Here is a 26,588-nt window from a genome sequence, read left to right on the forward strand (position 1 = left end):
ATGCCTGCTGAAGCTCCGCGCGGCGCCAAGCTCACCTCAAAGTGGCTCACGATCATCGGCATCGGCGAGGACGGTGTAGCGGGTCTCGGCGACGAGGCCAAGCGGTTGATCGCGGAGGCCGAATTCGTCTTCGGCGGCAAGCGCCACCTTGCCCTCGTCGCGTCGCTCGCCAAAGGTGAAGCGCGCGCCTGGCCGACACCTTTCGATGCCGAGATGCGCGGCGTGCTGGCGCTCTCCGGCAGACGCGTCTGCGTGCTGGCCTCCGGCGATCCCCTCTACCACGGTGTCGGCGTCACCCTCGCCCGCAAGGTCGCGGCAGAGGGTATGCGGGTGATCCCCGCGCCCTCGGCCTTTTCGCTGGCCGCCTCACGCCTGGGCTGGGCGCTGCAGGACGTCGAGACCATTTCGCTGCATGGCCGCTCGCTCGACCTGATCCGGCCGTTGCTGCATCCTTGCACCCGCATTCTCGCGCTGACCTCGGACAGCGATGCACCGGGAGCGATTGCCCGTCTCATGACCGAACTTGGCTTCGGCGTTTCGCGGTTGACGGTGCTGGAGGCGCTGGGTGGGCCGAACGAAAGGCTGCGCTCGGCGAGCGCCGGCACTTTCGACCTCGAAAAGATCAACCCGCTCAACGTGCTCGCAATCGAAGTTGAATCGACTTCGCAAGCACGCATCCTGCCGCTGACACCGGGACTTGCCGATCATTTGTTCGAGCATGACGGCCAGATCACCAAGCGCGAAGTGCGCGCCGTCACCCTGTCCGCTCTCGCGCCAAGACGCGGCGAACTGCTGTGGGACATCGGCGCCGGATCGGGCTCCATCGGCATCGAATGGATGCTGGCGCATCCCTCCATGCGCGCCATCGCCGTTGAGGCCGATCCGGCCCGTGCCACCCGCATCCGACGCAACGCCGCGGCCTGCGGCGTTGCCGGTCTCACCGTCGTCGAAGGTTCGGCACCGCAAGCGCTTGCCGGGCTGGAGACGCCCGCGGCGATCTTCGTCGGCGGCGGCGGCAGCGATGCCGGCGTGCTGGAGGGAGCCGTCGATGCCTTGCCTGCCGGCGGCCGGCTCGTCGCCAATGCGGTGACCCTGGAGATGGAGGCGCTGCTGCTTTCCCGTCACGCCGCGCACGGCGGCCAGCTCACCCGCATCGCTGTATCCCGTGCTTCGCCGGTCGGTTCGATGCAGGCGTGGCGGCCGGCCATGCCGGTTACCCAATGGAGCTGGGTGAAGCCATGATGGTCGCGGGCATCGGCAGCCGCAAAGGCGTCAGCGCGCGCGACGTGCTTGCCGCGGTAGAAACCGCTCTGGAAGCGCACGGGCTTGCCCTGCCCGCGCTTTCAGCCCTCGCGACCACGTCTCTCAAGCAGGATGAAGCGGCAATCTTCGCCGCCGGACGCGAACTCCGCCTTCCGGTGATCGTCGTCGAGCAGGATGAACTCAAAGCCGCATCTACGACCAGCCGTTCCGACCTATCGCAGGAGCATGCCGGCACGCCGTCGGTTTCCGAAGCCTCGGCGCTTGCCGCCGCCGGCAAAGGCGCAAAACTGCTCGGGCCGCGCACCGTGCTCGGTGCCGTCACTTGCGCCATCGCCATCAGCGGAGATGCGGCATGACCGTTCACTTCATCGGTGCCGGCCCCGGTGCTGCCGACCTCATCACCTTGCGCGGCAGCCGACTGCTCGGCAGTTGTCCCGTCTGCCTCTATGCCGGATCGATCGTCGCGCCGGAGCTGTTACAGCACTGCGCGCCCGGAACGAGGTTGATCGACACCGCGCCGATGTCGCTCGATGAGATCGAGGCCGAATATCTGGCCGCCCACGCGGCCGGCAATGATGTCGCCCGCCTGCATTCCGGCGATCTTTCGGTGTGGAGCGCCGTTGCCGAGCAGATCCGCCGGTTGGAAAAGCACGGCATTCCCTACACGCTGACGCCGGGCGTGCCGTCATTCGCCGCTGCGGCGGCAGCGCTGCGCCGCGAGCTGACCATTCCAGAAGTCGCGCAAAGCCTGGTGTTGACCCGAATCTCCGGCCGCGCCTCGAAAATGCCGCCCGGCGAAACGCTGGCCGGCTTCGGCCGCACCGGCGCCACGCTGGCCATCCACCTTGCCATCCACGCTATCGACCGCGTCGTCGCCGAGCTGACGCCGCATTGCGGCGCCGACTGCCCGGTCGCGGTCGTCTTCCGTGCCTCCTGGCCGGACGAGCGCGTGCTGACCGGCACGCTGGCCACCATCGAGGCGCAATTGGCCGCCGATCCGATGGAACGCACGGCAATCATCTTCGTCGGCCGCTCGCTGGCGGCCGAAGGCTTTGGCGAAAGTTCACTGTATGACGCGCATTACCAGCGGCGCTTTCGCGGACGGGACGGATTGTGAGCGGCAGCAATAGAAACACTACGGTCGAGCAGGCGCTCACCCGGCTGAACTTCAAGCCGCGCCAGCTGGAGCCCGGTCACGTCTGGCTAGCCGGTGCCGGCCCTGGCGATCCCGGCTGCCTGACGCTGGAAGTGCTGGCCGCCCTCGGACAGTGCGACGCGCTGGTTTATGACGCGCTGGTCTCGCCCGCGGTCGTCGCCGTCGCCGAGGGCGCGGAACTGTTCTATGCCGGCAAACGCGGCGGCAAGCCGTCGATGAAGCAGGACGACATAACCGCTCTGCTGGTCCGGCTGGCGCGCGCGGGCCGGCGCGTCGTCAGGCTGAAGGGCGGCGACCCCTATATTTTCGGGCGTGGCGGCGAAGAGGCGCTGGCGCTGGCCGGGGAAACTATCCCGTTCCGCATCCTGCCTGGCCTGACGTCCGGCCTCAGCGCGCTGGCCGCGACCGGCATTCCCGGCACCATGCGCGGCATCAACAAGGCGCTGATCCTGGCGACCGGCCATGCCGCCGGCACCGATGATGATCTCGACTGGGCGGCAATCGCCCGCACCGGCCAGCCGGTGGTCATCTATATGGGCATGGCCAATCTGCCGCTGATCGCCGCCTCGCTGCTCGAGGGCGGGCTGGCGCCTTCGACGCCCGCCGCGGTGATTGTCGCTGCGACGACACCGCAGGAACGGATCGTCGCCGCCACGCTCGCCACGATTGCCGAGGAAACGGCCGCGGCCGGCTTGACCTCGCCGGCGCTGATCGTCGTCGGCGGCATCGTCGGGATGCGCGCGGCACTGGCGGGTGAGCCATGACCCGCGCCATCATCATCGGCGCGCCCCGCTCGGGCTCGGGCAAGACCAGCGTCACCATCGGCATTCTACGCGCCCTCGCCCGGCGCGGCCTGAAGGTGCGCGGCGCCAAATCCGGCCCGGACTATATCGATCCCGGCTTCCACACCGCAGCCACCGGCTTGTCCGGCGTCAATCTCGACAGCTGGGCAATGCCGCCCGCACTGCTCAATGCGCTGGCCGGCGAAGCGAGCGAGGACGCCGACTTCATCTTTCTCGAAACCGCCATGGGCCTGTTCGATGGAATTCCGGCTGCTCCGGGCCGCACCGGCTCGGCCGCCGACCTTGCCCAACTCTACGGCCTGCCGGTGCTGCTGGTGCTCGACGTTTCCGGCCAGTCGACCACGGCGGCGGCCGTTGCTAAGGGCTTTGCTACTTATGACCCCGATGTGCGCATGGCCGGGGTCGTGCTCAACCGGCTGGGCAGCGAGCGCCACCGCCGGCTATGCGGCGATGCCATCGAGGCACTCGGCCTGCCTGTCGTCGGCGCCATCCTGCGCGATCCCTCGCTCAACCTGCCCGAGCGCCATCTCGGTCTCGTCCAGGCCGGCGAATATGAGAATCTGATGGCGCATCTCGACCGGCTGGCCGACATGGTCGAGCGGTCGCTCGACCTCGACGCCATTATGGCGCTGGCGGCGCCATTCACGCCCGCGCCGGGCAATTTCGACGACGCGCTGCCGCCGCCCGGCCAGCGCATCGCATTGGCCGAGGACGCCGCCTTCACCTTCCTCTATCCGCACGTTGCCGCGCATTGGCGCAAGGCCGGCGCCGAGATCGTTCCGTTCTCGCCGCTCACCGATGAGGCGCCAGGCGACGATTGCGATGTCTGCTGGCTGCCCGGCGGCTATCCCGAGCTTCATGCCGGCCGCCTCGCGGCCGCGGCGAATTTCAGGGCCGGCACGGCGCGGTTCGCCACCACGCGGTCGGTGCACGGCGAGTGCGGCGGCTTCATGGTGTTGGGCGAAGCGCTCGAGGACGCGTCGGGCGAGACGCATCGGATGCTTGGCCTCCTCGGCCATTCGACCAGCTTCGCCAAGCGCAAGATGAATCTCGGCTACCGCGAGGCGCGGCTGCGGTCCGGCTGTCCGCTCGGCAGCCAAGGCACGCTGATCCGCGGCCATGAATTCCACTACGCGCAGATGATTGCGACCGGCAATGACGAGCCGCTGGCCGACCTCGCCGACGGTCAAGGAAATCCGCTCGGCGCCTCGGGCTACCGGCGCGGCAATGTCAGCGGCACGTTCTTCCATGCCATTGCGAGGGGCGAGAGCATGATCCCGAACCGAAGGACCGCGTTAGCGAAAAGTGGTAGCCGGTTTTCGGAATAGAATCATGCTCAACCTCCAGATCCCCTCGCAACAGCAAATTCTCGATGATATCGCGCTTTGCCTCGTCTTCTTTACCCGGCTGCCGCTGCCGCAAGCCGACTTCCGTGGCCGCAGCCTTGCCGCTGCGATCTGGGCTGCACCCGCTGCCGGCCTCGCCGTTGCTGTTGTCGGTGGGCTGGTCTACGCCGTGGGCACAAGGCTCGGCCTTGCCACGGCTCCCGCTGCCGCATTGACCCTTGCCGCGATCTTGCTCGCTACCGGCTGCCTGCATGAAGACGGGCTTTCGGACGTCGCCGACGGCTTTGGCGGCGGCAAGACGCGCGACAGGAAACTCGAGATCATGCGCGACAGCCGCATCGGTGCCTACGGCGCCTGCGCGCTCGGCATCTCGCTGCTGATCCGCTGGAGCGTGCTCTCTGGATTCGCCGGCCCGGCCCATGTCTTCTGGGCCCTTATTGCCGCGCATGCGGGCTCGCGCGGCCTGCTCGGCGCCTTCATGCACCTGCTGCCGCCGGCCCGCGCCGACGGCCTCTCGGCTGATGCAGGCTTAGTCACCGCCGAAACCGCGGGTGTCGGTGCCGTGCTCGGCGCCGTCGCGCTGCTGGCGCTTGGGTTCAGTGCTGCCATGTTCGCGCTCATCCTGCTTGCGTTCTTGTTTGCCGCGTTTCGAGCGCTTTGCCTCAACCAGATCGGCGGCCAGACCGGCGACACCGTCGGCGCCCTGCAGCAGCTCGGCGAGATCGCAATCCTGCTCGTCGCTTCCATTTCCCTTTCCTGACTCTGTTTCGGAGATTTTGCCCCCATGCCTTTCAAATCGCTCGATGAACTGCGCGCCGCCTGCCTCGACCTGCCCATTGGCAGCGACGCCGCGGCCAATGCCGTCGCCCGCCGCCAGGACACGCTGACCAAGCCGCAAGGCAGCCTCGGCCGGCTGGAGACAGTAGCCGCCTGGCTGGCGCGCTGGCAGGGCCGCGACATACCAAAGCTCGACCGCGTCAAGGTTTTCGTCTTTGCCGGCAACCACGGCGTCACCGCGCAAGGCGTGTCGGCCTTCCCGTCGGAGGTCACCGTGCAGATGGTAGCGAATTTCGCCGGCGGCGGCGCCGCCATCAACCAGCTTGCCCGCATCGCCGGCGCGGAGCTGGACGTCATCCCGCTCGACCTCGACCGTCCGACCGGCGACTTCACGCAAGAGCCGGCGATGGAAGACGAAGCCTTCCTCGCCGCCGTCTCGGCAGGCTACGACGCGATCAGCAGGGATTTCGACCTTGTATGTTTCGGCGAAATGGGCATCGGCAACACCACGCCGGCGGCGGCCATCTCGACCGCGCTGTTCGGCGGTGGCGCGGAGCGATGGACAGGGCGTGGCACCGGCGTCGACGACGCCGGCCTCGTGCGCAAGATCGTCGCCATCGAGGCCGGCCTGAAGCGCCACGCCCCGGCGCTGGCCGATCCCCTGAAGGTAGCGGCAGCCCTCGGCGGCCGCGAGCTTGCGGCGATCTTGGGCGCTACACTGGCGGCGCGCCATCTCGGCGTGCCGGTGCTGCTCGACGGCTTCGTCTGCACCGCCGCCGCGGCACCCTTGGCCGGGCTGCATCCTGCCGGCCTTGCCCACACCATGGCCGCTCATGTCTCGGCCGAGTCCGGCCACCGCCGCCTGCTCGAAGCGCTCGGTCTGCCGCCGCTGCTTGATCTCGGCATGCGTCTCGGCGAAGGCTCCGGCGCTTGCCTGGCGGTCAACATCGTCCGCTCGGCGCTCGAATGCCATGCCCGCATGGCAAGCTTCGCCGAGGCCGGCGTGTCGGAGAAGTAAGGCGGAGCCAAGCGCGGATCGCGTTGATGAACAAACGCTCACAGATCTTCGGAGACCCAAACAGGGGCTTCGCGATATTCTTGCTCGGATCATCAGAGATTTCGACAGCAAGAGCGGCGCCTTTGCCGGGCTGAAATACAATTCGCCGTGGATACTCGCCACCGAGGATTGGGCAGAGCGATCGGGCCATACGGTCGAAGAGCTATGCGAGATGATTTCTCAATGGCGAATCTCAATCTTTTCTGGCGAGCAGACAGACCCGAGAATCGTTCAGATTTTTGAAGATCTTCGCAGCGCCGCGGAAGATTGGCGAACCGAGACAGACTACATCGATCCACCGCTTCCCTACGATCCTGAAGAGGCAAAATTCCCCAATCGCAAAGAACCGAAAGCGCATACCCCCAGGGCTTGGGATTCTTTGGGATTATCGACGCAATGGCATCACTACGATGCCCGAGACCTTAGTTTTAGCGGAATTATCGAAGATAGATTTGGTCACGAAATTAGATTCTCGATGACCTTCAAGCTGGCATATGGTGGTCCCATAAGGTTGTTCTTCCAATTTCCTTACTATTCTGAAGGCGATCCGAGACATCTAGACCTCTTTATGCTTTCAGGCTGTTTTGTCTGTCAGGAACCTCCGTTTGCCCGAAGCACCCGACCTTAAATGGACCGTCGGTAAAAGCAGGACAAACTTCGATGCCGTCGACGGCGTCTTGGCCATAGTGCGGGCGATCCTCAGCTGTCTGCGGCCGACTATCCAATAGCGGCTGCATAAATGCGGCCACCCGATAGCGGCGAAACATCCCGCTTTCTAGGTCTTTCCACCAATTTTCTGAAAAATTTGGTGGGTGCGCACAGGATTGAACTGTGGACCCGCTGATTAAGAGTCAGCTGCTCTACCAACTGAGCTACGCACCCACTCGGCCGGCAAAACCGGCGTTGGCGGGCATATAGCCGCCGATATCCGCCATGTCCAGCCCCGTGGGATTCATTTCCCGACAAATCGCCGAAGTGCCGCGCCCGTCAAACAAAAAGCCTGCCTTCAGCCACCTTCACCGCATGGCCGCCGATGCGGGCGGCCGCCAGTTTGCCGCCTTCGACATTCAGTTCGAGGCGAATGCGCGAAGGCCGGCCCATCTCCAGCCCCTGCTCGATCCACAGTTGTGAAACGCCGTCCGTCGGGCCGTCGAAATGCATGATCGCGCCGGCGAAGGCGGCCGCCGCTGAGCCGGTCGCCGGGTCTTCGTAGGACGGATTGCCGGGCACCATCATGCGGACATGGAAGGCGCTGTCGTGATGCACCGTCTCGCGGCAATAGACATAGGGGCTGGCGAAGGCCCATTCGCTCTTGCGTGGTGCGAGCTCCGACCAGGCCTGGTTGTCCAGCCTGATCCGGGCGGCCGCCTCCAGATTGGCGACGGGGATGGTCACGTAGGGCACGCCCGCCGACCAGAACGAAACGCGGTGGTTCTCGAAGCCGATCTCGTGCGGCCCAAGGCCAAGGGCCGCGCCGATCGCCTCGGGATCGGCCGACAATGCCAGCTGCGCCGGCAGTTTCGCCAGGTCGAACTCGGCAAAGGTCGAACCGTCGTGCTTGCTGACAGCGCAGCGCACCGGGCCAATATTCTCCTCGAGCACGAAGATGCCGGCGGCCTCTCCCGCAATTTCGGCGAGCGCTATCGCCGAGCCGACGGTTGGGTGGCCGGCGAACGGCATTTCATAATCGGGCGTGAAGATACGGATGCGGGCCCGGTGCTTCGGGTTGTCCGGCGGCAGCACGAAGACGGTTTCGGACAGGTTGAACTCGCGCGCCACCGCCTGCATCGTCGCAACGTCCAGCCCATCACAGTCGAGCACCACGGCCAGCGGATTGCCGGCCAGCCGGTTGGTGGTGAATACGTCGTAAAGCAAGTAATTCCGCGGCTGCATCTCAGTAAGTCCTCTGCCTCATTCCAAACATGAGCGAAATTTAATTTGAATTTTGAACCATAAGGCCTGATTTGTGCACCGATGGGATATCACTGAACATAGGGGTCCGGCGTGGACCAGATTGTCAATCTGCCAAAGACGGAATCCGCTTCCGCCATCGAGACGGCGCTCGGGCTCGACCACCAGGGCCTGAAGACAAAACGCCGTCGCGGTTGGGGTTACGCAGTGTTCGCACTGCTTGCCGTCGCCGCGAGTGTCGTCGGCTACCAGTGGTATGCGGGCTCGCCCGCCAAGATCGAGTATACCACGACACTGGCCGCCATGGCCGACCTTACCGTCGCCGTTTCGGCTACCGGCACGCTGCAGCCTCTCACCCAGGTCGATATTTCCAGCGAACTCTCCGGCGTCGTCCGCTCGGTTTCGGTCAACGAGAACCAGCTGGTGAAGAAGGGCGATGTGCTGGCCGCGCTCGACACCGCAAAGCTGGAGGTGCAGATCGAGCGCGCCCAGGCCTCCGCCAAGGCAGCGGCGGCGAGCGTCGAGGACGCCACCGTGACGCTTGCTGAAAACGAAAAGGCGCTGGTGCGCGCGGCACAATTGACCAAGCGCGGCATGGCGACGGACCAGTCGCTTGAAGCGGCAACCGCCACCCGCGACCGCTCGAAGGCGGCGCTTGATATCGCCAAAGCCAACCTCGCCATGGCCAATGCCGATCTCAAGGCGCAACAGACGGATCTTGCCAAGAGTACCATCTACGCTCCGATCGACGGCATCATACTGACGCGCTCGGTCGACCCCGGCCAGACGGTCGCCTCTTCGCTGCAGGCGCCGGTGCTGTTCGTCATCGCTGCGGATTTGAAGAACATGGAATTGAAGGCTGCGGTCGACGAGGCCGATATCGGCGCCGTCAAACCCGGCCAGCATGCGCGCTTCACCGTTGACGCGTTCCCCGAACGGCCATTCGACGCCGAAATCCGCGACATTTCCTATGCCTCGGTCACCACCGACGGTGTCGTTACCTATGATGCAAGGCTCGACGTCGACAATAGCGAGCTTCTGTTGCGGCCCGGCATGACAGCCACCGTCTCGGTCGTCACCAAGCAGGCCAAGAACGTGCTCACCGTGCCATCGATCGCCTTCCGCTACCGGCCGGCGCAGACGGCGGAGCGCGGCTGGAGCCTCACCGACGTGTTCACCGGCCGCATGGGACGCCCCGGCGGCAACCGCCAGCGCCAGGCGGCGACGAAGCCCAACGACGGCTCGCGCACGCTCTACGTGCTGGAGAATGGCCGGCCGCATCCGGTCAACGTCAGGGTCGGCTCGACAGATGGCGAACTGACCGAGATCGTTTCCGGCCTGGAGGAAGGCGCGCAAGTCATTATCGCCTCGCAGCAGCGGAGCTGATCGTGGCATCGGGCGCGACCCTCATCGGCTTCGACAAGGTCTGGAAAAGCTATGGCCAGGGCGAAGCCCGGGTGCATGCGCTGGCCGGCGTCGACCTTGCCATCAGGCGCGGCGAATTCGTCGCCATCATGGGCCCGTCCGGTTCGGGCAAATCTACGGCCATGAACATCATTGGCTACCTCGACACGCCGACCGCTGGGACCTACAGCTTCGAAGGCATCGACGCCGGCCGTCTCGATCGCAATCGCCGCGCCGTACTGCGCAACCTCTATGTCGGCTTCGTCTTCCAAGGCTACAACCTCTTGCCGCGCACCACGGCGGCGGAGAATGTCGAACTGCCGCTGATCTACCGCGGCGTTGGTGCCCGCGAGCGTCGCGGCCTTGCCATGCAGGCGCTTGCCGAGGTCGGCCTTGTCGGCCGCGAGCATCATACGCCAGCCGAGCTGTCCGGCGGCCAGCAGCAGCGCGTGGCGATCGCCCGCGCCATCGTCACCAGGCCGACGCTGCTCGTTGCCGACGAGCCGACCGGCAATCTCGACACCGCACGCACGCACGAGATCATGGAACTCCTGACGCAGCTGAACAGCGAGCTCGGGCTGACTATCGCCATGGTCACGCACGAAGCCGATGTTGCCGGCTATGCGCAGCGCACGATCCGTTTCCTCGATGGCCATGTCGCCTTGGACACAGCCAATCTCGAGATGGCCTAGCCATGATCTGGGAAACCGTTCGCCTCTCGCTCCGCTCCATCCGCCGCAACGTGCTGCGCTCGTTCCTGACGCTGCTCGGCATCGTCATCGGCGTCGCCGCCGTCATCGCCATGCTGACCATCGGCTCGGGCACCACCGAGAAGGTCAAATCCGACATTTCCAAGCTCGGCAGCAATCTGCTCGTCATCCGTTCCGGCCGTCCGGCCGGGCCTGGCGGACCTGGAGGGCTCGATCAGGTCGTCCGACCGCTGGGCGACAAAGATCTCGCAGCGCTTGTCGCGCATCTGGACGGCGCGCGTGCCATCTCGCCGGCGTCGCAAAAGCAGGTGCGCGTCATTTTCGGCACCGAAAGCCTGACCTCGGGCGTCACCGGAACCGACAGCGTCTATCTCGATGCCCGCGACTGGAAGCTGGTTTCGGGCCGCCCGTTCAGCGATTCGGAAACCCGCTCGGGCACCGGCGTCTGCCTCATCGGCGAGACGGTGCGCCAGCAGTTCTTCGGCGCCGGCGACCCTGAAGGCGAGATCATCCGCGTCAACCGCACTTCCTGCAAGATCATCGGCTTGCTCGAACCGAAGGGCTATACCGGTTTCGGCCAGGACCAGGACAATGTCGTGCTGATGCCGCTCGCCGCCTATCAGCGTCGCATTGCCGGCAATCGCGACATCGATTCGATCTATGTCGCCGCCGACGACCGTACGCCAACCACGGTGCTGCAGCAGCGCGTCGAGGACATCTTGCGCGACACACGCCGCATCACGCCCGACCGCGACGATGATTTCTCGATCCGCGACATGACCCAGATCGCCGATGCCATGGCCAGCGCGACCACCACCATGACTGGCATGCTCGGTGCCGTCGCCGGCGTCAGCCTGCTCGTCGGCGGCATCGGCATTATGAACATCATGCTGGTGTCGGTAACCGAGCGCACGCGCGAGATCGGCATCAGGCTCGCCATCGGCGCCCACGAAAAGCACATCCTCATCCAGTTCCTAGTCGAGGCAACCGTGCTGTCGCTGCTTGGCGGCATCATCGGCATCCTGATCGGCCTGGCCCTTGCCGGCCTCGCCTCGCTGACGCTGACGATCCCGTTTGCGCCAAGCCCGGCGGTCATCCTGCTTGCTGTCGGCTTTTCCGCGCTGATCGGCATGGTGTTCGGCTTCTTCCCGGCGCTGCGCGGCGCGCGGCTTAACCCGATCGACGCGCTGAGGCATGAATAGGCATTGCAGCAAGTGTCGCCTCCAGACGCTGCCAATTTTTTATGCAACCTGCCCTTGTCGCAGCACATTCTGCAATGATAACAATGCTGTTGGGGACTAAGGGGGGAACAATGGATGAGCAAGAAAGCGCGACTGGCTCTGGCGATTGTGATCGTCGAAGCCGCCTTGGCAGGGCTTTGGTGGAATTTGATCCTTTATGGGATGGAGAATCCCGATCGCGTCACCGCTGACTTCCAGCAGGTAATTGGGCAGACGATGGGAACAGCGATGGGGGCGCTCCTGGGTCTCGGCGTGCTGTTGTATTTTGTTGCCGCCCGCAACGACCGCAAGGCTATTGAAGGTAGGCTACGGCGTTAGAGTTGGAAACCTTGCTCGCTCGCAAAGTGCCATTCGATCAGCGGTCTCATATGCGGCATCAGCCCGTCCGGCAGATCGGCGGCATTGCGGATGATTACAGGGCCTTCGATTTCAGGCTCTGATTCGGCGGCGACGAATGCACTGATCCGCTGTGCGAGGTCGTCGGCGGAGGCCGTCTCGCGGTAGCGGCGAAAGATCACCGTGCCGGTTGCCGTCGACAGGGCGTAATGGCGCCTGCCGCGTGTCGCACCTGATAGATCGAGCCCGGTTTCCTCCAGTACCTCGCGGATCATGTTGAAGTCGACGTCAACAATGCCGTCGCGGAAATCGGTTGGCTCGAACGAACCGGCGGCGAAGTAGACGCGCCCGGCATTGACCGTATGCGGTGCCATACGGATCGCCACCAACGCGTTGTCGCCGGCGACCAGCATGGCGTGCGCGTAGGCATGTTCGGCGCCAGGCACCTGTCGATTGCTGCGCCAAAGCATGAAGGTCGAATAACGCACCGCATGGCAACGGCCGACTAGGCGATTGTCGCGATAGCTGAGAGCGGAAAGCAGCACCACGGTGCCGTCGAAAAGCGCCGGCTTGGCCGCGGTCTCACGCCGCCAGTTCGCCGCGATCGCGTCGGCATGATCGCGCTCGAACGGATGCGGGCCGGAATCGAGCCTGACGTCGATGGCATCGACCGGCAGGATGACGTTGCGCGGCAAATCGAAACTCACGCCTGTCTCACACCATGTCGAGGGCAATTGCTACTGGGCAATGGTCGGATGCCTTCGGCCGGTCCCACCCGGCGCGTGGGAAGCGCTCGACCTCCTGGCCCGCCGGAAATATGGTGCGCCAAGGCTGCCCGCTACGGATGATATCGGGAACGGCGGTGGCGTTCTGCCTGGCTAGCGCCCTCGACAAAAGGATGTAGTCGAGCTGGCAGAGATGCCGCTCTTCCGGTCCGCGCGTGTGATAGAAAGTCCAGCGGTCCATTTCCGGCCGCCGCTCGACCGTGTTTTCGCAAAAACCGCCGGCAGTGAGCACGTCGATGCAGGACCGGGTCTCGTCGATCACCTCGAAGCGATGGCCGTCGAAAACATCGCCAGTGATCTTCACGCGCTGCCGGTAGTCGTTCATGTCGCCGCAGATTGCCCAGCGCTTGTCGGCGGCATTATCCTTACCGAAGCGCTCCTCGATGATCCGGCGCACCGCTTGCGCCTCGGCGATGCGCAGCGGCATTGTCGCCTCGCGGCCGTCGAGGCCGTTACGGGGTGAGCCCATCGACTTGAAATGCACGAGATACAGCGTCAACGGCGCGCCAGCGACCGTCAGATCGATTTCCAGGCAGTCGCGTCGGAAGATGCGTTCATTGGCCTGGTGACCAAGCGCTGCCAATTCCGCCGTGTGCAGGCCGAATTGCTCGAACGTGACATAGGCGTAGCTAGTCATGCGCACGAATTCGATTGGCTGGCCCTGCGCGGTCTCGTTGCGCATCATCACGGCGACGTCGATGCCGCGCGAATCATTGCCGGCGGTGGTGTATTTCTGCCGGTAGCCTTGCCCCACCATCTTGAACAGATAGCCATATTCGAAGGCCCTCAGCGCCTCGATATTGTCGACTTCCTGCATGCAGATGATGTCGGCGCGGGTGGCCGCGATCGCCAGCGCCGTCAACTGGCGCGTGTCGTCGGACTGCGCGATCGCCCGCGCCTGCTCGAGCATCTTGTATTCGGCCTCGCTCTGGATGTCGAAAAGCGCCAGTGTGCGATCTTCGTTGAGCTGATTGCGGTATCCGGAATAATCAAACCTGTTCATTAGGTTTTCGACGTTGAAGGTGGCAAGGCGCAGCGACATGGCTTTGAGCTTTGCCCGCAAGCGCGCCCGAAAACAAGGGCGCAGAAACCAGGCGGCTCTGATTGATCGCGCGCTCGCCATGGTTGACGGAACCTTTTTGTTCATCTTCCGTTCAGATGGAAAGTTCCATCAATAGGCCCTTCCCCGAGGTTTCTGGGCGTGGGGCCTGAATTTCGGAGAGTGCGATGAAACCGCTCTTTTTATCTTCCGTCAGATCCGGGCTGATGGCCCTCGGTCTGATCGCCAGCCTCTCGGCCCCGTCGCTTGCCGGGCCGATGCCCAAACCCCTGCTGCCGGTGGCGGGCAACGCTGCCGACATCGTGCAAATTCGTGAAGATTGGGCAGGCGGCAATGACAGGCAGATCTGGCGTTGGCGCAATCGCGGCTTTCGGCAATGGCACGGCGGCGACGATTGGAGATGGCGGTCCCACAATTTCCGCGGCCGTCATTTTTCGAGACACTGGGACAATGGCGGCTGGGACGACAGCTGGCGCTGGCGCCACCATCGCCGCCATTACCGCGGCGGCTACTATGATGATGGTGCGGGTGCCGCGATTCTTGGCTTGGGCCTGGGCCTCGGCCTTGGCAGCCTGTACAACAGCTACAACTACTACGACGCGCCGCCACCGCGCCGCTATTATCGCGCAGGGCGGCTTTCCAGTGCACATGTCCAATGGTGTTACAATCGCTACCGGTCGTACCGCGCCTGGGACAACACCTTCCAGCCCTATTACGGGCCGCGCCAGCAATGCTACTCGCCCTATAGGTAAGCAGGCCGACAACAAGCATCATTCGGCGCCGTGCTTCGCGGCGCCTTTTTCTTCCAGCCAGGGACCGCGAACATCGCCCAGTCCCGACTGCTGATAACGCTATTTTTATCAGGCAGGTCTAATAATCCTCCCGATCAGAACGCCCGAGACGCGAAAAATGGCTGGATTGCGTGCGATGGCCGAGGACGAACAGAGGGACAAACACCGGCAGCGCGTCTTGAAGGGCGCGACGATCCTGACCGGCGTGAGCAATTCCGAGGTCACATGCACGCTGCGCAACATGCACGCCGGCGGCGCCGAATTGAAGGTCTCGATCGACGCGCGCGTGCCCGATGAGTTCCTGCTCTATGTTCCGACCGACGGCATTGCCTACAAGGCCGTGGTCCGCTGGCGCCGCGAGGATCGTATCGGCGTGATGTTCACCGGTACCGAACCAAAGCCCAGTTGGCACTACGGCTGAGATCCCGGCGCTATCCGGGTGGCAGGACTCGCAGTGTCTGCTCGTCAAACAGCGGCTCATCCTGGCCGACGCGAACGAATAGAAGCTTTCGCAGTTCGGGTGATTGCACCTCGAAATACTGAATGCCGTCCGGGGCTTCGCCCCATTCGCCGCAAGGCGGTACGCCGACCTCGTCAGGGTTGGCGACGGTCTTCAATTCCTCACGATAGGCGGCATTGGGACTGAAAACATACCGGAGGATGCGCGCGGGCGTCGCCCCTTCGGTGTAAGGCATGAGCACGCAACGTGTGCTGATGGCTTTCTCGGTCTTCTCCGTAAAAATGCGCTGCAACGCAGCATCGGCGGCCTCGCCAGGCAGCATATCGAAGACTTCGACGACAGGATCGGCCGGCCCGCCGTCGCTGTATTTGATGGCAAGAGCATTGCCGCCAAGCTCGAAATGAATCCGGCGAAGACCGAAATCGCAACGCCGCACCCAGGCAGCCAGCCCGACATCCCTGTCCGCCAGCCGTTCCCAGGTGCATTTGTCGACAGGCGGACGCGACGGCTTGCCTTGGTCGGCGCGAGCGCCGGTTGCCATGGCAACAAGGACCGGCAGGGCGCAGATGCAGGCCGGCAGTCTCTTGCTATTCATCGCTGCAACCCGACAAGGTAAAGGCATCCCAGGCTGAACCATCGGGATTGGCATTGGCGAAATCGGGCCATTCGGTAAAAATCGCGCCGAAGTCAGGCAACAGCAACCCTGCCGGTGCCGGCGAGGCTTCGCGGGAATTCAACTGCTCGGCACCGCCTGCATTGAACGCATAGACCTGCCCATCCCACACTCTGCACAGCCCGGTGCCGTCCTCGAGACCAGCCTCACGATCGTCGTCGGTGCAGGTGTGCCGGATCGTGCCCACAGGAAAGGAGTACTTGCCATTGGTCCAGGTAATGTCCGACGGCAGACGAATGTCGGTGTTGGGCACGATCAACGAAAAGACCTCGGTCGTCAGCGCGGCCGGCTCGTTGTTGGTTGGCCGGAACTGTATCGTCGCTCCCGAACGCGGCTCGCGATAGGTCGCATGGCTGAGCGAACATTCTGTTGCGTTCGCTGCTTGCAACAGGCTCAGCATGCTCAGAAAAATAGCTGCTGCTTTGCGGATGATCATTTAAGTCCCTTGGAGCAGCATCATTGTGAAGTTTGAGCATCGATGCTTTAGCATGGCCCAAGGCCGCGTCGAAAAGAAAGAATCGATGATGCGAAATCTCTTGATGCTCATTTCGATCTTAACATTTACGTGCGGCAGCGCCTTTGCCACGGAACCCTATGTGGGCACATGGTCCGGGGACAGATCGAACTGTACCGCCGTTGCGGATGTTCAACGCCAGACTGTCTACACATTGTACCGCGACGCGCTGTCGGTCCCTGCTCTCGGCTGCGAACACGCATCGTTTCTCAAGACGCCTACGGGCTGGGTGGCTCGGGCCAGCCAATGCTACGGATCCGACCCGTCGGCCGAAGAGCCGTTCTCCCGTGTCATCCATATTGTGGTCGACGGGGCGACGGTGAGATTGACATGGCCTGGCTTCGACAGCGGAGTTCTTGTCAGATGCTGAAGACAGGCGTCTTTTTCCGCTGGATATGCAGCCTAGGACAGCAGCTTCAGATGACGCCTACCAGCAGCGCGGCTCCACCGAGGAGGCCAACTGCGCAGACCCACAGGAGCCAAAGCCCGCTCACCCTGCATTCGAGAACCGCTGCAACCGGGTTGTCGGGATCGTAGTGGACCTCGACCTTGTCGCCCTGGAGGTAGCGCTGCGATCGACCGCTGACGAGGCTCGGCAGCGAAGCCGTCACGTTTGCGCCGAACGCGATGCGATCGGCGGCGTAGCGCTGGCCGGCGACGCTATAGCTGTAGACGACGCGGGATTTGAAGACTGTCCGCCAGGGCCGATAGCCGCCTCCGGACCTGTCGCGGGTCTCGAATTTCCGCAGGCCCGAAGCATCGATGCGTCCTGCCGTGATCGGCCATTTGGCCGCCTGTTCCGCAAGTGACTTCTGGGCAAAGCCCATGCGCAGGACAAACAATCCCATGAAAAGCAGCAGGGCAGCGGCGCCGAGGTTCTGCGGCCTGGGCAAAAACGGCCGGATCGCTTCGAGGACGCCGCCGACGGAGAAGACCAATACAAGCGCGCCGACCACCAGCCCGGCCGAAAGCTGGACCATGAACTTGAAGGAGCCGTCGGGCATGGTGCGTTCGATCACCGCCTTGGCTGGATCGGCCGGATTGTAGAAGACGGTTACGCCGGCCCCGTTTGGAAATTTCGCAAGGGTTTCCGCCACTGCAAAGTTTCCAAGGTTCTCCTGCACGCTGTAGTGCGAACTGCGAAATGTCTTGCCGTTCACCTTGTATTCGAAGGTGATTGCCGGGAAGTTGCGGATTTCGGTCGACCCTCTGCTGTCCGAACCGGATCCCGAACTGGTCACCTCGCGGGCCTCGACCCGCGACGAGATGATTTTTCCCGGCGTCGGAGACCAGCGGCTGACCGCCCTCACCTCCCACCATTTCAGCAAGGTGACGAGGGAGAGCATGCCGGCAACCGCGCAGGCAAACCCGATCAACAGAAATTTGAGTTCCAACTCTCACCCCCTTGGCACTTTTGTGCCATGCCCCGCACAGGCATATCACGGTGATGAGGATAGTGCGCCTGTCCAGAAGCCTGGAAACCACACGATCTTGATGCGAAAAGGCCGGCGGATCGCTCCGCCGGCCTTTCTTGATCGGCAATGAAATTGCGATCAGTTCTTGGCCTTGTCGACCAGCTTGTTCATGGAAATTCCCACGCGCCCGCAGGGCGAAGCCCGAGGACGGGTAACGAAACGAACGTGGATGTCCTTCAGTTCTTGGCCTTGTCAACCAGCTTGTTCTTCGAAATCCACGGCATCATCGCGCGCAGCTTGGCGCCGACTTCCTCGATCTGGTGGCTGTCGTTGTTGCGGCGGATGCCCTTGAAGCGCGACATGCCGGCGCGGTATTCCTGCATCCATTCCGAGGTGAACTTGCCGGTCTGGATATCCTTCAGCACGCGCTTCATCTCGGCCTTGGTCTCGGCGGTGATGATGCGCGGGCCCGAGACATATTCGCCCCATTCGGCGGTGTTCGAGATCGAGTAGTTCATGTTGGCAATGCCGCCTTCATAGATCAGGTCGACGATCAATTTGACCTCGTGCAGGCACTCGAAATAGGCCATTTCCGGCGCGTAGCCGGCTTCCACCAGTGTCTCGAAGCCGGCGCGGATCAATTCGACCAGGCCGCCGCACAGCACCACCTGCTCGCCGAACAGGTCGGTCTCGCACTCCTCGCGGAAATTGGTCTCGATAATACCCGAGCGGCCGCCGCCAACGCCGCAGGCATAGGAAAGCGCCAGGTCGAGCGCATTGCCCGAAGCGTCCTGGTTGACCGCGACCAGGCACGGCACACCACCGCCCTTCTGGTATTCGCCGCGCACCGTATGGCCAGGCCCCTTCGGCGCGATCATCACGACGTCAACCGAAGCTTTGGGCTCGATCAGGCCAAAATGCACGTTGAGGCCGTGGGCAAAGGCGATCGCTGCGCCATCGCGGATGTTCGGCGCGATCTCGGATTTGTAGATGTCGGCCTGCAGCTCGTCCGGCGTGGCCATCATCATCAGGTCGGCCCACTTGGCGGCATCGGCTACGCTCATCACCTTGAGCCCGTCGGCCTCGACCTTCTTGGCGGTCGCCGAGCCGGCCTTGAGGCCGATGGCGATGTCCTTGACGCCGGAATCCTTAAGGTTGAGCGCATGCGCCCTGCCCTGGCTGCCATAGCCGATGATGGCGACCTTCTTGCCCTTGATCAGGTTGAGATCGGCATCGCGATCGTAATAGACACGCATTTTTGTTCCTTCCCGTTTTGAATTCAGAGGCCTTGCGGCCCGGTTTTTGCCCCGTAAAGAGCGAGAAACTGCTGCGTCGCCCGGACGGCATCGCCGCCGATCGCCGCATCAGTCAATTCCAGCCGGTCGCCAAGCAGCAGGCGGATCTGCACGTCGCGGGCGACCAGCCCGAAAAAGGTGCGGAACGCCGTCTCCGCGTCGGAAAACTCGAGGAAACCAGCTTCCTTGCCTGCCTCCAGCACCGGTTTAAGGCGCCGGGCCAGTGCGAAGCGGCCGTTCTCCAGCACGATGGCGCCGAGATCGTCCTTCCCCGAACTAGCATGGCCGACCGCCACCCTGTTCAGCGCGATCGAGGTGTCGCTCGAAATTACCTTGAGCCAGTCCGAAGCGAAGCGTTCGAGGCTCGCCGTCAGCGAAGGGAGGTCGAGCCCCTTGCGGTCGACCGGCACTACCCGCACCTTAGACGCCTGCCATTGTACCGTTGCCGTCAACAGCCCGTCGCGATCGCCGAACCATTTGTAGAGCGTCTCCTTCGAGCAGCTCGCCCGCCGCGCCACGGCGGTCATGGTCAACTGATCGCCCTCTTCGACCAGCAGGCGAAGGGCGGCGTCGAGCACGTCCTTCTGCCGCTCCGTCAGCGCCTCGCTGGTGTCGATGTCGGTCACAGCGTGCAACACAGTTTTTCCTCAGGAGGCAAACTCACCGCAGTTCTGATATGAGCTCGATGGCGTACCGTACGTTACGGTTCGGCTTTATGGCGTATTGTCCGACCCGACGCAAGCCTTTATTTCTGTAGCCTGCTCCATGCGGGGCATCACGGGAGACACTGATCATGCTCGCCGGATTGCTTGCGTTGACCGTTACCGCAGTGTTCGCGGGTGCGGCTATCTACGTCAGCGTCGCCGAACAGCCGGCGCGGCTTCGCCTCGAGGACAAAGCATTGCTGCAGGAATGGCAGCCTTCCTACAAGCGCGGCGCCGCCATGCAGGCCTCGATTGCCGTCATCGCCTGTTTTCTTGGCCTCGTCGCGTGGTGGCTGACCGGCAATCTCGCTTATCTGGCCGGCGCCGTGCTGATCATCCTGCCTTGGCCATGGACGTTGCTGGTGATGATGCCGGCAAATAGGTTGCTGGAGGCGATGGACGCGAACTCCGTCAATCCTGAAGCTCGGACATTGATCGCCAAATGGGGCAATCTGCATCTGGTCCGCATCGGGCTTGGCGTTCTGGCGACATTGGCATTCCTCTGGGGCAGTGCCTGACCTCGCCAATCGGTCGCCATCTTCGTCATGAAGGCGTGTCACTCCAGGGCGGGCGGATCTCGCAGGCGCCCAAGCAGAGCTGACAGCGCGTCCAGCTCAACATTGGAAAGCCGGGAGCCGACCAACTCCGCGATCGACCGGCCGTAGACAGCCCACATGCGGCGGCGCGTCTCGCGTCCCTTGTCTGTGACGCGGACTGTTTGCCCGCGGCCGTCATCGGCAACTGGAAGCTTCTCGACCTGCCCGTCGGCTTCGAGCCGCGCCAGCAGCCGGGAGATGTTGTACTGCGCAAACAGGGTGCGCTCGGTGAGTTGGAACGGCCGCAATCCGCCCTCGCCCGCCTCGGCAAGCTCGTGCAGGACGTCGTACCAGGCAAGCGGCGGCAGGCCACTGTCCTTCAGCGCGTCCTCGGCTCTTTCCAACAACTGGCGCGAAACCCGCATCAGGCGAGCCCAGGCCTTGATGGCTGGAGGTGAAGGAATCCCGGTCATGATTGCATCGTAGGCGATAGATGCAATTGCATCAAGCTTGACGATCGATGCAAATGCATCTATATAGATGCAATTGCATCAATCCCAAGAGGCAATTCCGATGAAGCATGAAATCTGCAAGATCGCCGACATTCCGGAAACAGGCAGCCTCATCGCTCCGTTTTTCGGCCGCGAGGTCCATGTCTACCGCAGCGGCGAGCGTATCCGCGCCGCCGCCAACGTCTGCCTGCATTTCGGTGGCCCGCTCGACTGCAAGGACGGCAAGCTCGTCTGCCAGTGGCACGGCGCCTCGTTCGACATGGCGAACGGTGATCGCCTCGAAGGCCCGGCGCCGAAGGGCTCCCGCCTGATGTTCCTCTCCACCCGCGTCGAGGACGGTGCTTTGAACTATGTCTGGGGGGAGTGAGATGACCGACAAGCTCACTCTCGTCAGCCATCATCTTTGCCCCTATGTGCAGCGCGCGGCGATTTCGCTTCGCGAAAAGGGCGTGCCGTTCGAACGCATCACGGTCGATCTCGCCAACAAGCCTGCCTGGTTCAAGGCGATATCGCCGCTCGGCAAGGTGCCGCTGCTCCGCGTTGAGCATGACGGCCAGGAAACGGTGATCTTCGAATCGCTCGTCATCCTCGAATTCCTCGAGGAAACCCAGCCCAATCCGCTGCATCCCACCGACCCCTATGCCCGTGCCCGGCATCGCGCCTGGATCGAGTTCGGCTCAGCAATCCTCAATGCCATCGGCCGCTTCTATTCAGCACTCACCGAAGCCGCCTTCATCGCCGAACGCGGGGCTCTGGCAGCAATGTTCGATCGCCTGGAAGTGGAACTGGCGAACGGCGCGGCTGGACCATGGTTCGACCGCGAGCGTTTTTCACTGGTCGACGCGGTCTACGGGCCGATCTTCCGCTATTTCGACATCTTCGACCGGATCGGCGATTTCGGCATCCTGGACCGAAAGCCGTTTGTCTCGGCCTGGCGCAAGGCCTTGCACGAACGCCCATCCGTGAAGGACGCGGTCGCTCCCGATTATCCGCAACGCCTCCACGCATTCTTGCAGGCTAAGGGTTCGCACCTTTCGGAAATCATCCGCCAAAACGATCCGGCCACAGCGCTTCCGCAAGCCCTATCGGCTTGAATGGATTGAGCACCGTTCCTGTAACCATGGAAGCAAGAAACTGCGGCGCCGGCGGGACTTTTGCCAGCGTCGCCACCAGCCTGTCGCGGACGAACGGCATCACAATCGAATCCGACTGATAAAACGGCGTCAGCACCAGCGACAGCGCCTGGAAGACCCGCACATGCCATCGCCGCGCCCGGACATAGGCCCCCAGCGCAGTATCGATACGGTCCGTTCCTATGAGCGCGTAGTTGAGCGCGGCTGCATCGAGCAGCGCCATGTTCGCGCCCTGCCCGAGCTGCGGGCTTGTCGAATGGGCCGCGTCGCCGATAACGGCCAATCGCCGTCCGGCTGGCGTCTTCATCGTGTGATGGCCATAGCGCGCCAGCGAGAGCTGCTCGAAACTGTCGATCTGGTCGATGAAGGCCGCGCATTCAGGCCACAGCCCGGCCAATCTCGCCTTCCATGCATCGAGACCTGCCGCCCAGACGCGCTCGGCATCCGCCGGCTTGAGGCTCCAGAAGAATGCCGCCATCTTCTGGGCATCCGGCTCGGGCCGGCCGATTGGCAGCACGCCGATCATCACGCTCGCGCTGTCGTAGCGCTGCAGCAGCGCGTGCTCGTCGAAACCCTCGCCGCGCCAGCCAAGCGATGCCCAGAACGCGCCATAGGCGAGCGATCGCGGTTCGCCCGGATTGTTCACGCACCGCCGCAGTTTGGAGCGCGAACCGCTGGCATCCACTACCAGGTCGAACGACCCTATCCGTTGTCCGTTGCCGCAGATCAATGTTGCCCGCTCGCCGGTTTCCAGCGTCTCGAGCTCGATACCTGTCTCAATGGTGAGCGCCTGGCGCCGGGCGGCGCGGAAAAGCACGCCGAACAGAGCCGCGCGGTGCACCGCCAGCCCGAAGCGGCCGCCACTCCGGGCATCGTAGCGGACGTCGAGCACTGTGCGGCCGGTCTTGGCATCTGCACCATGCAGGCGGTCTATGCGGCTGCCCAGCGCCAGAATGTCATCGAGCAGGCCGAGATCGGCAAGCACCGTCAGCCCGGTCGGCTGCAGGATCAGCCCGGACCCGACCGGTTGTGGCTGGTTGAAGCGCTCGAAGATGGTGACCCTATGTCCGGCGCGCGTGAGATAGAGCGCGGCGGCAAGTCCAGCCGGCCCGGCGCCGGCAATCGCGATGTCCAGAGAATTGCCCATCTGCCCGCCCCAACCCAGGCCGGACAATCCTTCAGCACCGCCGCTAAATCAAGCCGCCGTCTCGGCCTGGAGGCTCAGCCTTCGGCAGCATCGAAAACCTTCCGCGCCTCGCGTACAGCGCCGTGATTGAGCTCGGCCCATTGGATCAGCTGATGCAAGGGTCCAAACATCGAGCGCCCGAGATCGGTGAGGCTGTATTCGACGCTCGGCGGTTTGGTCGGAAACACCTGGCGATGCACATAGCCGTCGCGCTGCAGATCGTGCAGCGTCTGGGTGAGCATCCGCTGTGAAATATCGGGCACCAGCCGCCGCAATTCGCCGAAGCGGTACGGCTTCTCGGCCAAGGCCTCCATCAACAGTGAACTCCATTTATTGCTTATGCCCTGGATCACGTCGCGAACCGGGCAATCCGCAAGGTTTCCGCCACCGCTGCCTGCTTTGTATATCTCGAGCTTCGATCTCAGATTGACGATCTTGCCGTCCATGGCTGGTTCCCTGGGTGTGCCTACCTCCCGCAAAACTGCCTTCTTTACGAGGATGGGTCAATTCCTATTTTAGTGCTGGTCTCTTTTTGAGACTAACATATGCACCCGCCGCTCCGGCGCAACGTCAGGACATCTCATGACCGACACCCTTCTCGTCACCGGCGCCTCCGGCCAGCTTGGCCGCGGCGTCATTAATCATCTGCTTGACACGCTCAAGGTCTCCCCTCAGCGCATCATCGCCGCCACCCGCAACCCGGAAAATCTGGCCGATCTGGCAGCCCGAGGCGTCACCATCCGGGCAGTCGACTTCGACGACGCCACGTCGTTGGCCAGTGCATTTACCGGCGCGGACAGGGTTCTGATCATTTCGACAAACGAGCTCGCCGTTCCGGGCAAGCGCCTGAAGCAACATGAGGCTGCGGTCGCCGCCGCAAAAAGCGCCGGCGTTTCGCATCTGCTCTACACGTCGATGCCCAGTCCGGAGCCAGGATCGCCGGTACTGTTTGCGCCTGATCACCACGGCACCGAGCAGGCGATCAAGGCGAGCGGTATCCCCTACACCATCTTCCGCAACGGCTGGTATCAGGAGAACCTGTTCATGGCGCTGCCGCACGCCATCGCCTCGGGGCACTGGTACACATCCGCTGGAGACGGCCGCATTGCCCATGGCGCACGCGACGACATAGCCGCGGCGATCGCCGCCTGTCTCGCATCGGGGGCAACCGAAAGCAAGACATACACGCTGACGGGTCCGCAGGCCTATACGGTGGCTGAAATCGCGGCCCTCGTCACCGAAGTTACCGGCAAGCCGATCGAGGTCGTCCAGCTTTCGGACGAAGCGCTGACCGGGGGATTGAAGGCAGCCGGCGTCCCCGAAGGTTTCGCCCCGGTCATCGTTTCGTTCGACACCAACACACGTTCCGGCCGCATCAGCATGGTGACGGACGAGATCGAGACGCTGTCCGGCAGGAAGCCGCGGCCGCTGAAGCAATTTCTTGAAGCAAATAAGGCGGCTCTGGTGAGCTGAGCCTGACAAATGGCCGTGCCCTTCGAAGGGCACGGCCATTTATTTAGATAGCCACCTGCGTTCCGATCTCGACGACGCGTCCGGTCGGGATCTGGAAATATTCCGTCGCATCGGCCGCCGTGCGCGCCAGCCCGATGAACAGCTTGTCCTGCCAGACCGGCATGCCGGAATTGGGCGAGGCCTTGAGCGAGCGCCGCGACAGGAAGAAGGACGTCGTCATGATGTCGAACTTCCAGCCCTGTTTGCGGCAGATCGCCAGCGCACGCGGGATGTTGGGCTGCTCCATATAGCCGAAGGTCAGCGTCACCCGCATGAACAGCTCGTTGACCATTTCCATCTTGACGCGCTCGCTGTCGGGCACGACAGGCTGCGGTGCCGTCACCACCGAAAGGATGACGTTCTGCTCGTGCAGCACCTTGTAGTGCTTGAGGCTGTGCATCAGCGCCGTCGGCGCGCTCAGCGGGTCGCTGGTCAGGAACACCGCGGTGCCCGACACCAGATGCGGCTTCTTCTTCAGCAGATTGCCGGCGAGGAAATCCAGCGGGATCTCGTTCCGGCGCGTCTTGTCGAACAAATAGCGGCTGCCGCGGATCCAGGTCCACATAGTCATCACGATAACTGCGGCGATGGCAAGCGATGCCCAGCCACCTTCAAACACCTTGACTATGTTGGCGGCAAAGAAGCCGGTATCGACGAAGGCGAACACGGCCATCAAGGCGATCGCGACGCCGAGCGGCCATTTCCAGATGCGCGTCATCACAACAAAAAGCAGCACATTCGTCACCAGCATGTTGCCGGTCACCGAAATGCCGTAGGCCGAGGCCAGGCGGCTGGATTCGCCGAAGCCGACCACCAGCAACATCACCACCAGCGCCAGCATCAGGTTGATGCGCGGCAGATAGATCTGGCCCGACTGTTTTTCCGACGTATGCTGGATAACGAAACGCGGCAGCATATTGAGCTGCACCGCCTGTCTGGTCAGCGAAAAAGCGCCGGAGATCACCGCCTGGCTGGCGATGACGGTCGCCGCCGTCGCCAGCACGACCATCGGAATAAGCGTCCAGCCCTGGTTCATCTCGAAGAATGGATGACCGACAACGCCGCCATTTGCCAGCACGAAGGCGCCTTGCCCGACATAGTTGAGCAACAGACAAGGAAACACGATTGCCAGCCAGGCGAGTACGATCGGCTTGCGGCCGAAATGGCCGAGGTCGGCATAGAGCGCCTCGGCGCCGGTGACGGCGAGGAAGACCGCACCAACCGTGACGAAGGCGACATCGGGCGAGTTGACCAGGAACGACACGATGTAATGCGGGCTGATCGCCAGCAGGATTTCCGGATCGGCGATGATGTGGTTAATGCCGGAAAGGCCGATGGCCAGGAACCACAGCGCGGTGACTGGCCCGAACACCAAACCTACGCCGCCGGTGCCGAATCGCTGTACCGCAAACAGGATCGCCAAGATGGCCAGTGTCAGTGGCACCACATAGGGCTGGAATGTCGGCGTGACGACGTTCATACCTTCGACCGCCGATAGCACCGAGATCGCCGGCGTGATGACTGCGTCGCCGAAAAAAAGCGCCGCGCCGACGATGCCGATGCCGAGGATCACCGCCGAGCGCGTCGGGAAGCTGTTGCGCGCCAGCGCCATCAGCGACAGCACCCCGCCCTCGCCTCGATTGTCGGCGCGGAGCACGAACATGATGTATTTGATGGTGACGGTGATCGTCAGCGACCAGATGATCAGCGACAACACACCGAGGATGTCGCCACGGTTGGCGACGTTGCCACCGGCCGATGCGTGCAACGCCTCGCGAAATGCATAGATCGGGCTGGTACCGATATCGCCGTAAACCACGCCGAGCGCGCCCAGCATCAGCACCTTGGTGCTGTGCTGCTCGACCTCAGAATGGCTGGATTGTTCGACAGGTTCTGCCTCGTTACCAGCATTGGTAAGGGCCATGGACGACACTCCGGTAAGCGGGCGGTGCTCTACGCTTGCTGCGCTGCAATATCAAGTGCCGTCACGTAATGGCTCCGTCCCGAT

General features: G+C 63.3%; 31 protein-coding genes and 1 tRNA gene. 19 read left to right on the forward strand and 13 right to left on the reverse strand.

Going from position 1 to position 26,588, the window contains the following annotated elements; genetic code table 11:
- From cbiE to NKJ15_RS11385, 8 genes are read left to right on the forward strand one after another with little or no spacing between them, the layout of a single operon-like run.
- A complete protein-coding gene (cbiE, locus tag NKJ15_RS11350; RefSeq protein WP_352815336.1) occupies positions 1-1,242 on the forward strand; it encodes a precorrin-6y C5,15-methyltransferase (decarboxylating) subunit CbiE in 1,242 nt (413 codons plus the stop codon).
- Positions 1,239-1,619: a cobalamin biosynthesis protein gene (locus tag NKJ15_RS11355; protein WP_352767859.1), complete on the forward strand. Its 381-nt coding sequence runs from the start codon at positions 1,239-1,241 to the stop codon at positions 1,617-1,619. The genes cbiE and NKJ15_RS11355 overlap by 4 nt, the downstream gene beginning before the upstream one ends.
- Entirely contained in the window at positions 1,616-2,380 is a 765-nt protein-coding gene (gene cobM / locus NKJ15_RS11360) for a precorrin-4 C(11)-methyltransferase (protein WP_352539603.1), read from the forward strand. Before NKJ15_RS11355 ends, cobM begins: the two co-directional genes overlap by 4 nt.
- On the forward strand, positions 2,377-3,183 hold the full coding sequence (cobA, locus tag NKJ15_RS11365; protein ID WP_352815339.1) for a uroporphyrinogen-III C-methyltransferase: 807 nt from the start codon (positions 2,377-2,379) through the stop codon (positions 3,181-3,183). Before cobM ends, cobA begins: the two co-directional genes overlap by 4 nt.
- Complete coding sequence (locus NKJ15_RS11370; RefSeq protein ID WP_352815340.1) at positions 3,180-4,550, forward strand: cobyrinic acid a,c-diamide synthase CobB; 1,371 nt, start codon at positions 3,180-3,182, stop codon at positions 4,548-4,550. Before cobA ends, NKJ15_RS11370 begins: the two co-directional genes overlap by 4 nt.
- 4 nt (positions 4,551-4,554) lie before the next feature.
- Entirely contained in the window at positions 4,555-5,328 is a 774-nt protein-coding gene (locus tag NKJ15_RS11375; RefSeq protein ID WP_352815342.1) for an adenosylcobinamide-GDP ribazoletransferase, read from the forward strand.
- Positions 5,329-5,352: 24 nt separating this feature from the next.
- Complete coding sequence (cobT, locus tag NKJ15_RS11380) at positions 5,353-6,363, forward strand: nicotinate-nucleotide--dimethylbenzimidazole phosphoribosyltransferase (protein WP_352815343.1); 1,011 nt, start codon at positions 5,353-5,355, stop codon at positions 6,361-6,363.
- A complete protein-coding gene (locus NKJ15_RS11385) occupies positions 6,317-7,030 on the forward strand; it encodes a hypothetical protein (protein WP_352815344.1) in 714 nt (237 codons plus the stop codon). Before cobT ends, NKJ15_RS11385 begins: the two co-directional genes overlap by 47 nt.
- Before the next feature lie 178 nt (positions 7,031-7,208).
- Here NKJ15_RS11385 and NKJ15_RS11390 read toward each other — a convergent pair.
- A tRNA-Lys gene (locus NKJ15_RS11390) sits at positions 7,209-7,284 on the reverse strand.
- Between the two features lie 105 nt (positions 7,285-7,389).
- Complete coding sequence (locus tag NKJ15_RS11395; RefSeq protein ID WP_352681705.1) at positions 7,390-8,295, reverse strand: PhzF family phenazine biosynthesis protein; 906 nt, start codon at positions 8,293-8,295, stop codon at positions 7,390-7,392.
- Between the two features lie 111 nt (positions 8,296-8,406).
- Here NKJ15_RS11395 and NKJ15_RS11400 point away from each other — a divergent pair, with 111 nt between their 5' ends.
- From NKJ15_RS11400 to NKJ15_RS11415, 4 genes are all read left to right on the forward strand, one after another.
- Entirely contained in the window at positions 8,407-9,699 is a 1,293-nt protein-coding gene (locus NKJ15_RS11400) for an efflux RND transporter periplasmic adaptor subunit (RefSeq protein WP_352815345.1), read from the forward strand.
- Between the two features lie 2 nt (positions 9,700-9,701).
- The gene (locus tag NKJ15_RS11405) at positions 9,702-10,409 is read left to right on the forward strand and encodes an ABC transporter ATP-binding protein (RefSeq protein WP_352815347.1); all 708 of its coding nucleotides are present in this window, start codon (positions 9,702-9,704) and stop codon (positions 10,407-10,409) included.
- A 2-nt stretch (positions 10,410-10,411) separates the two neighbouring features.
- A complete protein-coding gene (locus NKJ15_RS11410; RefSeq protein ID WP_352815349.1) occupies positions 10,412-11,629 on the forward strand; it encodes an ABC transporter permease in 1,218 nt (405 codons plus the stop codon).
- A 114-nt stretch (positions 11,630-11,743) separates the two neighbouring features.
- The gene (locus NKJ15_RS11415) at positions 11,744-11,986 is read left to right on the forward strand and encodes a hypothetical protein (RefSeq protein WP_023720771.1); all 243 of its coding nucleotides are present in this window, start codon (positions 11,744-11,746) and stop codon (positions 11,984-11,986) included.
- Here NKJ15_RS11415 and NKJ15_RS11420 read toward each other — a convergent pair.
- Complete coding sequence (locus NKJ15_RS11420) at positions 11,983-12,711, reverse strand: hypothetical protein (RefSeq protein ID WP_352539593.1); 729 nt, start codon at positions 12,709-12,711, stop codon at positions 11,983-11,985. The two genes, NKJ15_RS11415 and NKJ15_RS11420, sit on opposite strands and share 4 nt — an antisense overlap.
- A gap of 7 nt (positions 12,712-12,718) precedes the next feature.
- Positions 12,719-13,831, reverse strand: coding sequence for an endonuclease/exonuclease/phosphatase family protein (locus NKJ15_RS11425; protein WP_352539592.1), 1,113 nt, complete (start codon positions 13,829-13,831; stop codon positions 12,719-12,721).
- Here NKJ15_RS11425 and NKJ15_RS11430 point away from each other — a divergent pair.
- The 3 genes from NKJ15_RS11430 to NKJ15_RS11440 all read left to right on the forward strand — a co-directional run bounded on the left by NKJ15_RS11430 (position 13,830) and on the right by NKJ15_RS11440 (position 15,061).
- Positions 13,830-13,967: a hypothetical protein gene (locus NKJ15_RS11430; RefSeq protein WP_352470206.1), complete on the forward strand. Its 138-nt coding sequence runs from the start codon at positions 13,830-13,832 to the stop codon at positions 13,965-13,967. The two genes, NKJ15_RS11425 and NKJ15_RS11430, sit on opposite strands and share 2 nt — an antisense overlap.
- A gap of 49 nt (positions 13,968-14,016) precedes the next feature.
- Positions 14,017-14,601, forward strand: coding sequence for a BA14K family protein (locus tag NKJ15_RS11435; protein WP_352539591.1), 585 nt, complete (start codon positions 14,017-14,019; stop codon positions 14,599-14,601).
- A 175-nt stretch (positions 14,602-14,776) separates the two neighbouring features.
- Positions 14,777-15,061: a PilZ domain-containing protein gene (locus tag NKJ15_RS11440; RefSeq protein ID WP_352470452.1), complete on the forward strand. Its 285-nt coding sequence runs from the start codon at positions 14,777-14,779 to the stop codon at positions 15,059-15,061.
- A 10-nt stretch (positions 15,062-15,071) separates the two neighbouring features.
- On the opposite strand, the gene NKJ15_RS11445 is transcribed toward NKJ15_RS11440, so the two are convergent.
- The 5 genes from NKJ15_RS11445 to NKJ15_RS11465 all read right to left on the reverse strand — a co-directional run bounded on the left by NKJ15_RS11445 (position 15,072) and on the right by NKJ15_RS11465 (position 19,635).
- The gene (locus NKJ15_RS11445) at positions 15,072-15,695 is read right to left on the reverse strand and encodes a hypothetical protein (RefSeq protein ID WP_352815351.1); all 624 of its coding nucleotides are present in this window, start codon (positions 15,693-15,695) and stop codon (positions 15,072-15,074) included.
- Positions 15,688-16,209: a hypothetical protein gene (locus NKJ15_RS11450; RefSeq protein WP_352539589.1), complete on the reverse strand. Its 522-nt coding sequence runs from the start codon at positions 16,207-16,209 to the stop codon at positions 15,688-15,690. Before NKJ15_RS11450 ends, NKJ15_RS11445 begins: the two co-directional genes overlap by 8 nt.
- 494 nt (positions 16,210-16,703) lie before the next feature.
- Positions 16,704-17,681 carry a DUF3592 domain-containing protein gene (locus NKJ15_RS11455; RefSeq protein WP_352539588.1) on the reverse strand — a complete coding sequence of 326 codons (978 nt, stop codon included), beginning with the start codon at positions 17,679-17,681 and terminating at the stop codon, positions 16,704-16,706.
- Between the two features lie 257 nt (positions 17,682-17,938).
- Positions 17,939-18,958 (reverse strand): ketol-acid reductoisomerase, encoded by a 1,020-nt coding sequence (gene ilvC / locus NKJ15_RS11460; RefSeq protein WP_023676662.1) that lies wholly within the window; start codon positions 18,956-18,958, stop codon positions 17,939-17,941.
- A 23-nt stretch (positions 18,959-18,981) separates the two neighbouring features.
- Entirely contained in the window at positions 18,982-19,635 is a 654-nt protein-coding gene (locus NKJ15_RS11465) for a TetR/AcrR family transcriptional regulator (RefSeq protein ID WP_352470201.1), read from the reverse strand.
- Positions 19,636-19,790: 155 nt separating this feature from the next.
- Between NKJ15_RS11465 and NKJ15_RS11470 the strand changes: the two genes are divergently transcribed.
- Complete coding sequence (locus NKJ15_RS11470; protein ID WP_352815353.1) at positions 19,791-20,219, forward strand: anthrone oxygenase family protein; 429 nt, start codon at positions 19,791-19,793, stop codon at positions 20,217-20,219.
- Between the two features lie 38 nt (positions 20,220-20,257).
- Here NKJ15_RS11470 and NKJ15_RS11475 read toward each other — a convergent pair whose 3' ends face one another.
- Positions 20,258-20,710 (reverse strand): MarR family winged helix-turn-helix transcriptional regulator, encoded by a 453-nt coding sequence (locus NKJ15_RS11475; RefSeq protein ID WP_352470199.1) that lies wholly within the window; start codon positions 20,708-20,710, stop codon positions 20,258-20,260.
- A gap of 100 nt (positions 20,711-20,810) precedes the next feature.
- Here NKJ15_RS11475 and NKJ15_RS11480 point away from each other — a divergent pair, with 100 nt between their 5' ends.
- Positions 20,811-21,116 (forward strand): Rieske (2Fe-2S) protein, encoded by a 306-nt coding sequence (locus tag NKJ15_RS11480; protein WP_352470198.1) that lies wholly within the window; start codon positions 20,811-20,813, stop codon positions 21,114-21,116.
- A gap of 1 nt (position 21,117) precedes the next feature.
- Complete coding sequence (locus tag NKJ15_RS11485; protein ID WP_352815354.1) at positions 21,118-21,843, forward strand: glutathione S-transferase family protein; 726 nt, start codon at positions 21,118-21,120, stop codon at positions 21,841-21,843.
- Here NKJ15_RS11485 and NKJ15_RS11490 read toward each other — a convergent pair.
- Both NKJ15_RS11490 and NKJ15_RS11495 read right to left on the reverse strand, forming a co-directional pair.
- Positions 21,791-23,029 (reverse strand): FAD-dependent oxidoreductase, encoded by a 1,239-nt coding sequence (locus NKJ15_RS11490; protein ID WP_352815356.1) that lies wholly within the window; start codon positions 23,027-23,029, stop codon positions 21,791-21,793. The genes NKJ15_RS11485 and NKJ15_RS11490 overlap by 53 nt on opposite strands.
- 74 nt (positions 23,030-23,103) lie before the next feature.
- Positions 23,104-23,514, reverse strand: a complete 411-nt coding sequence (locus NKJ15_RS11495) for a winged helix-turn-helix transcriptional regulator (protein WP_352466906.1) — start codon at positions 23,512-23,514, stop codon at positions 23,104-23,106.
- Positions 23,515-23,650: 136 nt separating this feature from the next.
- Between NKJ15_RS11495 and NKJ15_RS11500 the strand changes: the two genes are divergently transcribed.
- A complete protein-coding gene (locus tag NKJ15_RS11500; RefSeq protein ID WP_352815358.1) occupies positions 23,651-24,541 on the forward strand; it encodes an SDR family oxidoreductase in 891 nt (296 codons plus the stop codon).
- A 43-nt stretch (positions 24,542-24,584) separates the two neighbouring features.
- Here NKJ15_RS11500 and NKJ15_RS11505 read toward each other — a convergent pair whose 3' ends face one another.
- Entirely contained in the window at positions 24,585-26,504 is a 1,920-nt protein-coding gene (locus NKJ15_RS11505) for a potassium transporter Kup (RefSeq protein WP_352450049.1), read from the reverse strand.
- Positions 26,505-26,588 lie beyond the last annotated feature (84 nt).

The sequence above is a fragment of the Mesorhizobium sp. M0207 genome (assembly GCF_040321995.1).
Classification (GTDB): domain Bacteria; phylum Pseudomonadota; class Alphaproteobacteria; order Rhizobiales; family Rhizobiaceae; genus Mesorhizobium.